Here is a 12778-nt window from a genome sequence, read left to right on the forward strand (position 1 = left end):
TAAGGGAGGTAATAAAAATATGAAACATCAGAGTAATTCTGCAGTATTAGAAAAACAGCTTTTAAATGACTATCAAGTTGGTGATTTTTTCTTCACTTCACCAAAGAGAACGCTGTTGGGAAAAGGTTCTTTTGCTGTGGTCCCAAGTGACAAGGAAAAAGAGAACCAATTGGAATGCCTTGCTGAACGTGTTTTGGCTGCATTAGAAAATGCTAAAGAGCATGGCTATAGCAATCCAGTAGTAGTAGGAGCAGTGCCATTTGATTATAAAAAGAATGTTCAATTGATTGTACCTGAAACGATAAAGCTATCAACTCCATCACAATTCGATTCTATCAATCCATTAAAATCGTCGATGGCATCTACATATGAAATTAAATCTGTACCAGAACCTGCTCAATATAAAGAAGGGGTAGAAAAAGGAATTCATTATATAGAGACTGGTCATCTTAGTAAGATTGTTTTATCAAGATCGCTGCACCTTACTTCATCAACAACAGTAGATATCCATCAATTGCTTCATAATCTAGCGCAGCATAATACTCTTGGTTATACTTTCGCCGTTGATTTGCCTAAGAATATTTCAGATAAATCTGGCTTAAATGTTTCTTTCTCAACAGGGAGAACGTTAATTGGAGCCAGCCCTGAACTGCTTGTTACAAAAACAGGATTACATTTGATGGCTAATCCACTGGCAGGATCTAGACCTCGCAGTGAAGATCCTGGGGAAGATCAACGATTAGCTGCAGAGTTACTTTCATCTACTAAGGATTTACATGAACATAAGGTTGTTGTTAGTGCAGTTGCTGCTGCTCTTAGGCCTTATTGTCTTACATTGGACGTGCCGGAAGAGCCTTCATTAATGCATACAGAGACGATGTGGCATCTTTCAACAGTGATAAAAGGGGAGATTAAACGTCCTTCAACTTCTTCTTTAGAGCTGGCAATTGCTCTTCATCCGACTCCTGCTGTTTGTGGGTCTCCTACGGAGCTAGCACGAGAGGCAATTGGAGAAATTGAACCATTTGACCGAGGATTTTTCGCCGGAATGGTTGGTTGGTGCGATGCAAATGGTGATGGTGAATGGGCAGTTACTATTCGCTGCGCAGAGGTAGAGGCACGTTCGCTTCGGTTGTTCGCAGGAGCTGGAGTGGTTGCTGAATCAACCCCAGAAGAAGAATTGACAGAAACGTCAGCAAAGTTTCGTACCATGCTGTTTGCTATGGGACTGAGTAAGGATGTGGTATATAAATGATGCAAACTAAATACCCTTGTTGGCCTAAAGAGTTTGCTGATTTCTACAGGAAGGAGAACTGCTGGCGCGGGGAAACATTTGGCACAATGCTGCGTGAACGTGCTAAGAGCCAAGGCGAGCGCATTGCCGTTACAAGTGGAGAAATAAGTCTCAGTTACGCAGCATTAGACAATGAGGCTGACCGTTTAGCTGCTGGATTTCAGACACTAGGCATTAAGAAGGGGGATCGTGTGGTGATTCACCTTCCTAATGCAATTGAGTTCTTTGAAGTTATTTTTGCTTTATTCAGGTTAGGTGCATTGCCTGTCTTTGCTCTCCCTTCACACCGAAACAGTGAAATCAACTATTTTTGTGAGCTTACTGAAGCTGTTGCCTATGTTATCCCGGATACTTACGCTGAGTTTGACTATCGTACACTTGCCAGGGAGGTTAAAAATAAAGTTTCAACCTTACAGCATGTAATTGTGACAGGTGATCCCGAGGAATTTATATCTTTGACAGATCTGTATGCAGATACTATTGCAGAGCAACCAGAAGTAAATCCTGGGGATGTTGCTTTTCTTCAATTGTCCGGTGGGAGTACTGGACTATCCAAGTTGATTCCCCGAACACATGATGACTATATATATAGCTTGAGAGTCAGCGATGAGATTTGTCAAATGGGTCAGGATAGTGTGTATCTTGCCGTCCTTCCCGTTGCTCATAACTATCCCCTTAGTTCACCTGGTGTACTTGGCACGTTGTATGCAGGCGGTAGAGTTGTTCTTGCAGCTGGGGCTAGTCCGGATGAAGCATTTCCGCTTATTGAGCGTGAAGGCGCTACGATTACGGCGCTTGTTCCACCTCTTGCTTTAATGTGGCTTGAAGCTGTATCCTCCCGCCATTATGACTTGTCTAGTCTTAAAGTGCTGCAAGTAGGTGGAGCTAAATTCAGTGAGGAAGCGGCGCGTCGAGTAAAACCTGCATTTGGTTGTACGCTGCAGCAAGTATTTGGCATGGCTGAAGGATTAGTTAATTATACAAGGTTAGATGATTCTGAAGAAACGATTGTGAGTACGCAAGGGAGACCCATGTCACAGTATGATGAAATTCGGATAGTGGATGAAGACGATGTTGACGTGGAGCCAGGCAGCCTTGGACAATTATTAACAAGAGGACCCTATACCATTCGCGGGTATTATAAAGCTGAAGAACATAATGCTAAGGCATTCACTCCCGATGGCTTTTATCGAACAGGTGATTTAGTAAGAGTGAATGAGTCTGGTTATATAGTCGTGGAAGGTCGTGATAAGGATCAAATCAATCGCGGTGGTGAAAAAGTTGCAGCGGAAGAGGTTGAGAATCATCTCCTTGCTCATGATGCTGTACTTGATGTAGCAATTGTTTCAATGCCCGACAAATTTCTTGGGGAAAGGTCATGTGCTTTTGTGATACCCCGCCACCAAACTCCAACTGCGAGTGAGCTTAAAAGATTTTTAAGGGAACGTGGAATTGCTGCTTTTAAGATTCCTGACAGGATTGAATTTATCCATTCATTTCCTTATACTCCATTAGGAAAAGTAAGTAAGAAAAAATTGCGTCAGCTGATTGCTAAGAAACTTATAGTCCGTGCTGCTGCAAATTGATAAGGTATATAAAAATAAAGGAGTGATTCGATGGCTATTCCGGCTATCTCACCATATTCCATGCCTATGGCATCAGATTTTCCTCAAAATAAAGTATCGTGGAAAGCAAATCCAAAACGTTCGGTCCTTCTCATTCATGATATGCAACAGTATTTTCTTAATGCTTATACCTTAGGAGAATCACCAATAATACAGCTTATTGAGAATATACAATTATTAAAAGCCCAATGTACAGAACTTGGTATACCCGTTGTTTATACGGCGCAGCCGGGCGATCAGAGACCTGAAGATCGAGCACTCCTCCAAGATTTCTGGGGACCAGGACTTGCTGATGATCCTTCTCAAACGAAAGTAATAGACGAGATTACACCCAACGCAAGCGACACTGTGCTTACAAAGTGGCGATACAGTGCATTCAAGAGAACCAAACTTATGGAAATCATGCAAGAGCAAGGGCGTGATCAACTGATTATTTGTGGTGTTTATGCCCATATTGGTTGTCTTTTAACAGCATGTGATGCCTTCATGCAAGATGTGGAAACCTTCTTTGTGTGCGATGCAGTGGCAGATTTTTCTGCAGACCATCATAAGATGGCGATGACATATGCGGCTGATCGTTGTGCAGTAACCACTTCAACAACGCTGCTGCTTGATCAATTGAAAAGCATTCAACTATCACCTAACAAAGCAGTAACAAAAGCGAGCTTACACAGTCTGACGCAGCAGCTTGTGCGCCAGCAAGTTGCTGAACTTCTTGGCGAAACATCATCAGATATTGATGACAACGAGGACTTAATTGACAGGGGCTTAGATTCAATCAGAATTATGAGTCTTGTTGAGACATGGCGCAGTAAAGGGGCTGATGTTACTTTTGTGAAGCTTGCTGCAGGACCGACGATTTCTGCTTGGTGGAATCTATTATCTGCAAAATAAGAAACGCTTTTCTCATAAATGCTAATTATGAAGGAGGTAATGAAAAAATGCCAAATTGTCAAGAGGCTCGTTGGGGCTTGACCGGCGCGCAATCTGGTATCTGGTTCGCTCAACAACTTGAGCCAGAAAATCCAATTTATAATGCTGGTGAATATATAGAAATTAATGGAAAGATCGATTTGGAGTGCTTTGAGCTAGCGCTGAGGCAGGCTGTAAAGGAAACAGAATCGTTACATGTTAAATTTAGTGTAAATGAACAGGGACCATGGCAAGTTATCCGTCCTTCTTCTGACTTTCCTTTACATTTTTTCGATGTCAGTACAGAGGAACACCCACAGCAATCAGCGCAAATGTGGATGAATGATGACCTTGCAAGGTCAATTGATCTCAGACTGGATCCTCTTTTCTGCCAAGCTTTATTTAAAGTTGCATCCAATCGATTTTTCTGGTATCAGCGTATTCATCACATTGTAATGGATGGATTTGGTTTTTCTCTTATTTCGCAGCGTGTGGCTAGTCTTTACACTGCACTTATAAATAATCTTGCTCATGATGAAGGTGCTTTTGCTCCCTTACGTTTGGTTCTGGAAGAAGACTTATCGTATCGTGCCTCAGAGAATTTTTTGCGAGATCGTCAGTTTTGGCTAGAACGTTTTGCAGATGGGCCGGAGGTTATTAGTCTAGCAAATCGAGCACCGAGGACTTCTAAGAGCGTCTTTCGCCAGACCGCGAACTTATCACCGTCTATCACACATTCCTTGCAGACTGCAGCGCACAAATTTAAAGGAAGCTGGCATGAAACGCTGATTGCAGCAACAGCTGTTTATGTACATCGTTTGACAGGGTCACAAGATGTAATTCTTAGTTTGCCAATGATGGGACGATTAGGATCCGCTTCACTAAATACGCCTAGTATGGTAATGAATTTGCTGCCACTTCGTTTGTTAGTACGACCAGATATGGACTTTACTGAGCTGGTGAAACAAGTTTCAAAAGAAATGCGCAGTGCGGGGAAACATCAAAAATATCGGCATGAGGAATTACGGCGTGATCTTAAGCTGCTTGGAGAGAATCAGAGATTATTCGGTCCGCAAATTAATATAATGCCCTTTGAGTATGGGCTGGACTTTGCTGGAAATAAAGGGATCACACATAAGTTAGCAACAGGTCCTGTTGATGACTTGTCCATTAACGTTTATGACAAGTCTGATGGAAATGGATTAAGATTTGACTTAGATGCTAACCCTGAAGTTTACAGCCCCAACGATTTAGCTATTCACCAGAAACGCTTTCTAGGCTTTCTTGAAAAAATTGCAACTGCGAAGCAGGATCAACCCATAGGAAAGATGGAACTTCTCTTGCCTGAAGAACGTGAACGGGTATTGGTTCATTGGAATCAAACGGCCCAAACATTACCGTCTGTTGACCTGCCAACATTGTTTGAGGGACAAGTTTCTGAAAATCCTGAGTTGACTGCCTTAGTATGTGGGGACACCGTTCTTAATTATAAGGAGTTAAATAAAAGGGTAAATCGTCTTGCTCATCTACTGATTGATCAAGGTCTGGGACCTGAGAAATTTGTAGCATTAGCAGTACCACGTTCAGTAGATATGGTTATCGCCATGCTAGCTGTTCTTAAGACGGGAGCTGCGTATTTGCCCATAGATCCAAATTATCCAGCAGACCGGATTGAATTTATGCTAAGTGATGCCCAGCCTGTTTGTATGATTACAAGTACAGCAGTTGCATCAAAAGTACCTGTAACTAGTGCACAATTCAGGATTGTAATTGATACAGTAGAGATTGCTAGGACGCTTGAAAATTATCCTGACGCTAACGTATCGAACTCGCAGCGTAAAGCGCTTATTTCACCTCTTAATCCAGCCTATATGATTTATACGTCAGGCTCTACGGGCAAACCGAAAGGTGTTGTCATTCCATCGGAAAGTTTAATTAATTTTCTTCAATCAATGCAAAGCCAATTCTCACTAACTCAGCAAGATCGACTTCTTGCCGTAACTACTATCGCTTTTGATATTTCAGGTTTGGAGATATTCCTTCCTCTTATCACTGGAGCGAGTTGTATCATTGCTGAAAAGGAAACCGTTCAAGATCCTCTAGCCTTAACAAATATGCTTGAAAAAAATAATATTACGATTATGCAAGCTACGCCAACGCTTTGGCATGCCCTAGTGACAACCTATTCAAATGCGTTACGTGGACTTAGAGTTCTGGTTGGAGGAGAAGCACTTCCAATCAGTCTTGCAGCTGCTTTGCATGGTTTAGGCTGCGAAGTTACCAATCTATATGGACCAACTGAAACGACGATTTGGTCATCCGCAGTTACCCTTGATCCTGGGCAGACGGGGGTACCTTCTATCGGAAAGCCAATTTGGAATACTCAGATGTATGTGTTAGATTCTGGTTTACAGCCAGTTCCTGCAGGAGTTGCAGGAGATTTATATATTGCTGGAACTGGACTTGCTCGCGGCTATTTAGGTCGTCCAGCTTTGACGGCTGAACGCTTTGTGGCGAATCCCTATGGCCCCAAGGGAAGTCGGATGTATCGAACTGGCGACCTTGTTCGTTGGAGTCCTGACGGTTCTTTGGATTACATTAGCCGCGCTGATCATCAAATTAAAATGCGTGGTTTTCGTATAGAGCTTGGAGAAATTGAGGCTGTACTTGCGAAGCATTCTGGCATTGACCAGGTTACGGTTATTGTTCGTGAAGATCAGCCAGGAGATAAACGCTTAGTAGCCTATATCGTTCCTGTTTTGGAAGATAGTCCAGATTCAGCCGAGCTTCGTCAGTATTTGGGGAGTCATCTGCCAGATTATATGGTACCTTCCGCATTTGTGCTAATGAGTGAGTTGCCGCTAACGCCAAATGGCAAGATTAATCGTAAAGAGTTACCGGCACCCGATCTCTCTACAATAGTTACTGGCCGCGGGCCTAGGTCACCCCAAGAAGAAATTTTAAGCGATTTGTTTGCTGAGGTTCTTAGGCTTCCTCATATTGGGATTGATGATAGCTTTTTTGATTTAGGTGGTCATTCTCTTCTTGCATCGAGTCTGATGATTCGCATTCGTGACGCTTTTGGTGTCGAACTAGGCATTGGTAAAATTTTTGAATCGCCTACTGTTGCGGGTCTTGTAGAGCAGCTGAGTGGCGGCAAGAGTGCTCGATTACCTGTGCACAAAGCTGCGAAACGGTCAAAGATTCCTCTTTCTTTCGCACAGCGCCGATTATGGTTCCTTTACCGCCTGGAAGGTCCTAGTCCAACCTATAATATTCCGATGGTTGTACGTTTGTCTGGAAAACTAGATCGAAGTGCGTTGCAGGGAGCTCTAAATGATGTGGTTGAACGTCATGAAATCTTGCGCACCATCTTCCCAGAGACGATGGGGATCTCCCATCAATACGTTTTAGATGCTGCTGAGGCACAAGTAGAACTGCTTGTTTCTAATATCAGTAAGACCGAACTTCAGACTGAGCTTACTGATGCTGTGCGATATAGTTTTGATCTTGCAGTAGAACCAGCCATTCGCGCACAACTTTATATACTAGGACCAAATGAACATATTTTGCTGCTTTTAGTACATCATATTGTAGGAGATGGATGGTCGCTAACGCCACTTACACGTGATCTTAGTACAGCCTATAATGCACGTCGCGCTGGTGCAACTGCTAAGTGGTCGCCGTTACCGGTACAGTATGCTGATTACGCCCTTTGGCAGGAAGGTCTTTTGGGCAATGAAAATAATGAGGATAGTTTGGCTTACACACAACTTGAATTCTGGAAGGAGACACTCGCTAATCTGCCGGATCAGTTAGAATACCCTACAGATTACAAACGTCCAGAGGAGGCTAGTTATCGTGGTGAAACACTGGAGTTTCACATCAATCCAGAACTGCACCGTCGCTTACTTGCTCTTGCGAAGGGGAGTGGTACCAGCTTATTTATGGTATTGCAATCTGGACTTGCTGCATTGCTTACCCGGCTTGGTGCAGGTAATGATATTCCTATTGGCAGTCCAATTGCCGGGCGCAGCGATGATGCTTTAGGTAATCTTGTAGGATTGTTCGTTAATACCTTAGTGCTGCGTACAGATACATCTGGTGATCCTAGCTTCCGTGAACTTTTAAATAGAGTCCGAAAGGTTAATCTAAATGCTTATGAACATCAAGACTTACCTTTTGAACGGCTTGTTGAGGCTCTTAACCCAGTTCGGTCAAGAGCACGACATCCTTTGTTTCAGATCATGTTGGCATTACAGAATACGCCTGATCCTAATCTGGAAATGTCTGATCTTCAAAGTGATTTTCATCTTCATAGTGTAGGTGCTGCAAAGTTTGATCTTACGATGGAACTTCGAGAGTTGCATACTAAAGAGGGGCATCCGGCTGGTCTGAATGGGTTTCTCGAATATAGTACAGATTTATTTAAACGTGACACGGTTAAGCTTCTTATCGACCGTATGCTGAGGTTATTGGAAGCTGCCTCTTCTGATCCAGACCAGCTGATTGGACGTTTAGAAATCCTTTCCTCAGAAGAGCGCCAAAAGATACTTATCGATTGGAATCAAACTTCAGAAGAAACACGATCAAATTGTTTAACGACATTGTTTGAGGAACAAGTTACCCGAAGCCCTAAAGAAATTGCGGTGGTATTTGAGGATGCAGCATTTACCTATGAAGAGCTAAACATGAGAGCAAATCAACTTGCCCATCTGCTGATTGCCAAGGGAGTAGGACCAGAACAATTTGTTGCGTTGGTCTTGCCTAGATCATTAGAAATGATCGTGGGTCTGCTTGCTGTACTCAAGGCAGGTGCAGCATATCTTCCTATAGATCCAGAATATCCAAGTGATCGGATCGCGTTTATGCTTGGCGATGCGCTGCCTACGTGCATTTTTACAAATTCGAATGTAGAGTCAAAGCTGCCCATGATAAAGAATGGAATGCAAATTGTTCTTGATGAAGTTGGTACAATAGAGGGATTAAAACAGTATCCAGCTGCCAATCCAGTTGATGCTGACCGTGTTCAACCATTATCACCTTTTAATTCAGCGTATATTATTTATACTTCTGGTTCAACGGGTGTGCCAAAAGGCGTAGTCATTCCCCATCAAAATGTCGTTAGACTTTTTGGTAGGACTGAACACTGGTTCCATTTTCATTCAGATGATGTGTGGACAATGTTTCATTCTTATGCATTTGACTTCTCGGTGTGGGAGATTTGGGGGGCGCTGCTGCATGGAGGTCGCCTCGTTGTCGTACCTCTTTCCATCAGTCGATCACCAGCAGAGTTTCTACAACTGCTTGTGAGTGAAAAGGTAACTGTTCTTAACCAGACCCCGTCAGCATTTTATCAATTAATGCAGGCCGATCGAGAATATCCAGATCTTGGACAGGAGCTTTCCTTGCGCTTCGTGATTTTCGGTGGTGAAGCACTTGAGCTTAGTCGATTGGAAGATTGGTATCGCAGGCATCCAGAAAATGCTCCAACGCTTATCAACATGTATGGCATCACGGAAACGACTGTACATGTCAGCTACCTTGCGCTTAACAAGAGCATTGCTTATAGGAAAGGAAACAGTCTTGTTGGTTGTGGTATAACAGATCTTGATGTGTACGTATTAGATGCTCACTTACAGCCAGTTCCGCCTGGAGTAGTGGGGGAACTATATGTTGCTGGAGCTGGACTCGCTCGTGGCTATTTAGGGCGCCCTGGTCTGACGGCTCAACGTTTTGTAGCGAATCCATTTAGTTCCTCAGGTACTCGGATGTATCGTACCGGTGATTTAGCTCGCTTTCATGAAGATGGTTCCTTAGATTATATGGGGCGTGCTGATCATCAGATTAAGATTCGGGGCTTTCGTGTCGAACTGGGGGAAATTGAGGCTGTACTTGCAAAGCATTCTAATGTTGAACAAGTTGCGGTGATCGTTCGTGAAGACCAGCCAGGCGATAAGCGTCTAGTCGCTTATGTCGTATCTGCCGCAAAAATTAGTTTTGATTCAGCTCGTTTGCGGCGACATGTTGCCGAGGTTCTTCCTGATTACATGATTCCATCTGCTTTTGTAGAAATTGCAGGTTTACCATTGACATCGAATGGAAAGCTTGATTGCAAAGCCTTACCAGAACCTGATTTTGGTGCAATAGTAATAGGGCGTGGACCTAGAACACCTCAAGAAGAGGTACTGCGTGATCTGTTTATGGAAGTTCTCGATTTGCCACGTGTAGGTATTGATGATGGTTTCTTTGACCTAGGAGGTCATTCTCTGCTTGCTGTGCATTTAATGAGTAAAATTCGTGACTCCCTAGGAGTTCAATTGAATATTGGTAATTTATTTGAGGCTCCTACGGTTGCAGGTCTTGCCGAACGACTTGAAATGGGTACTAGCCAAAGTGCATTGGATGTTCTGTTGCCTCTTAGACCTAATGGAGAACAACCCCCACTCTTTTGTGTGCATCCAGCAGGAGGGCTTAGCTGGTGCTATGCAGGACTAATGACATCCTTAGGAACCGATTATCCAATCTATGGGTTACAAGCCCGGGGTATTTCTGAATTAGTAGAATTTCCCCAGACACTGGATGAAATGGCAGCTGATTATATCAAGCATATCCGTACCATTCAGCCAGTCGGTCCTTACCATCTACTCGGATGGTCTCTCGGAGGAAACATCATACAGGCAATGGCAACTCAGCTGCAAAATCAAGGGGAAACAATCAATCTTGTTGCCATGCTCGACGCTTATCCAAGTCACTTTTTGCCGATTAAAGATGCTCCTGATGAGGAAGAATCACTTATTGCCCTGCTTGCTTTAGGTGGTTATGATCCCGAAGGTCTAGGAGACAAACCGTTAGATGTTGCTAGTACGATTGAAATACTTCGTCGAGATGGAAGCGCATTAGCGAGTTTAGAAGAGAGGACTATTTTGAACCTTAAAGAAACGTATGTAAATTCAGTTCGTATTTTGAGCCAATACCGACCTAAACCATTTAATGGGGATATCTTGTTTTTTAGATCTACTATAATACCCGAGTGGTTTGATCCCATTTACCCAGAATCATGGAAGCCTTATATTGATGGACAAATTGAGCAATATGATATTGAGTGTCGTCACAAGGATATGTGCCAGCCCGGGCCACTTGCTGCGATTGGGCAGATACTTGCAAGCAAACTGTGTGTAGCAGTAACTAATGAAGGAGGAGATAAATGATGATCAATCCTTTTGAGAACGAAAACGGTACCTACGTTGTATTGATGAATGAGGAAGGTCAGTATTCTCTCTGGTCTGCTTTTCTGGATGTACCTGCTGGATGGGCTGTTGTATATGGAGAAGAAAGTCGCCTGGTATGCCTAGACTACATCAACTCGCAATGGTGCGATATGCGCCCCAATAGTCTAAAGTCTGTCACAAGTCTTAGTAAGGAGAGTGACAATGAGGATACAGCTTAATCCTAAATTAGTGGTTAGTATTGTATATGTAACAGCTATGTTTATGGCTGCAATGGACGGGACGATTGTAAATGTCGCCCTGCCTGCTATTAGTAATGAATTTCAAATTCCTCCAACGGCTACCAGTGGAATTAATGTTGGATACTTAGTAAGTATCGCTGTGTTTCTTCCAATGGCAGGATGGCTTGGGGATCGATTTGGAACCAAGAGGATCTTTTTAATTGCACTAAGTCTATTTACATTTGCATCAGTCTTATGTGGATTTGCTGATAATCTTCAGACTTTGAATTTATTTCGCGTACTTCAGGGGGCTGGAGGAGGATTGCTTACTCCAGTGGGAATGGCAATGTTGTTTAGAATATTTTCTCCTGAAGAACGACCAAAAGTATCTCAATCTCTTGTTTTTCCCATTGCGATTGCACCTGCTCTTGGTCCAATCATTGGTGGAATATTTGTAGAACAGTTATCTTGGCGATGGGTGTTCTACATCAATCTTCCTTTGGGGATTGTAGCATTGCTGTTTGGTTTCCTGTTTCTTATTGAACACAAAGAGCCTGGGGCAGGTCGTCTAGACCTGCCGGGCTTCTTACTATCAGCTCCGGGTTTTTCTATGTTGATGTATGCACTTATTCAAGGTTCTTCTCAAGGATGGAGTTCTCTAGTTATCCTTGGCACAGGAATTTGTGGTCTCATTATGGTTTGCATTCTAGTTTTGGTCGAACTACGTGTGGAAAAACCGATGCTCGATTTACGTTTATTATCTGATCGATTGTTTCGCACGATGAGTATAATCTCACTATTTGCAGTTGCTGGTTTAGTAGGGATACTCTTTATTTTTCCCTTGATGTACCAAAATACAATAAATGCATCAGCGTTAGAAAGTGGGCTTATTATTTTTCCAGAAGCATTGGGGTTGATGCTTGCATCCCGATTAATGCCTTGGTCATACAAAAAGTTAGGTGGGCGGCAAGTTATTTCCATTGGATTACTTTGCACGATAGTAGTGTTTGTGCTGTTAAGTATGGTTGGACCAGAAACAAATTCATGGTTCCTTAGATTTTTATTTTTTGACATCGGATTTTTCTTAGGCCACGCTGTGGTTGCGGTACAATTCCTCACCTTCAATAATATCACTCCTGCTTCAATGGGGAGGGCAACGACATTGTTCAACGTTCAAAATCGAATTGCTTCAGCCCTTGGTGTAGTATTGTTGGCCAGCCTTCTTGGAGCATTTGGTACTGGCACTACTGGTGCAAATAGGATAGAACAGCCTCTTTTAGCAGCTTATCAGTTCACATTGCTTGGTTCTGCTGCTTTTCTATTGATGGGCCTATTTTTTGCCCTAGGAATTCGGAATGCAGATGTTGCAGCGGCAGTGCCAAAGCAATCTCCTGCTCAAACCTCTGATATGGGGTCAATCGTAAAAGCAAGCGAGTAATGTGCCATAAATAGTAACAATCTATTAATGTGAAAAAACATAGCCCCGATACTATAACA

Annotated in this window: 6 protein-coding genes; all 6 read left to right on the plus strand. The window is 43.0% G+C overall.

The features are described 5' to 3' along the window. Positions 1 to 19: 19 nt before the first annotated feature. From dhbC to JBW_RS08375, 6 genes are read left to right on the plus strand one after another with little or no spacing between them, the layout of a single operon-like run. Positions 20 to 1255 carry an isochorismate synthase DhbC gene (gene dhbC / locus JBW_RS08350; protein WP_007952762.1) on the plus strand — a complete coding sequence of 412 codons (1236 nt, stop codon included), beginning with the start codon at positions 20 to 22 and terminating at the stop codon, positions 1253 to 1255. Continuing rightward, positions 1252 to 2880, plus strand: a complete 1629-nt coding sequence (locus JBW_RS08355; RefSeq protein WP_007952764.1) for a (2,3-dihydroxybenzoyl)adenylate synthase — start codon at positions 1252 to 1254, stop codon at positions 2878 to 2880. The genes dhbC and JBW_RS08355 overlap by 4 nt, the downstream gene beginning before the upstream one ends. A gap of 30 nt (positions 2881 to 2910) precedes the next feature. Further along, positions 2911 to 3813 carry an isochorismatase gene (locus tag JBW_RS08360; RefSeq protein ID WP_007952766.1) on the plus strand — a complete coding sequence of 301 codons (903 nt, stop codon included), beginning with the start codon at positions 2911 to 2913 and terminating at the stop codon, positions 3811 to 3813. A gap of 47 nt (positions 3814 to 3860) precedes the next feature. Continuing rightward, positions 3861 to 11042 carry an amino acid adenylation domain-containing protein gene (locus JBW_RS08365; RefSeq protein WP_007952768.1) on the plus strand — a complete coding sequence of 2394 codons (7182 nt, stop codon included), beginning with the start codon at positions 3861 to 3863 and terminating at the stop codon, positions 11040 to 11042. After that, on the plus strand, positions 11039 to 11281 hold the full coding sequence (locus JBW_RS08370) for an MbtH family protein (RefSeq protein WP_007952769.1): 243 nt from the start codon (positions 11039 to 11041) through the stop codon (positions 11279 to 11281). The genes JBW_RS08365 and JBW_RS08370 overlap by 4 nt, the downstream gene beginning before the upstream one ends. Then, the gene (locus JBW_RS08375; RefSeq protein ID WP_007952776.1) at positions 11265 to 12719 is read left to right on the plus strand and encodes a DHA2 family efflux MFS transporter permease subunit; all 1455 of its coding nucleotides are present in this window, start codon (positions 11265 to 11267) and stop codon (positions 12717 to 12719) included. The genes JBW_RS08370 and JBW_RS08375 overlap by 17 nt, the downstream gene beginning before the upstream one ends. Positions 12720 to 12778: the final 59 nt, after the last annotated feature.

This window comes from Pelosinus fermentans JBW45 (assembly GCF_000271665.2).
GTDB classification, from domain to species: Bacteria; Bacillota; Negativicutes; order DSM-13327; family DSM-13327; genus Pelosinus; species Pelosinus baikalensis.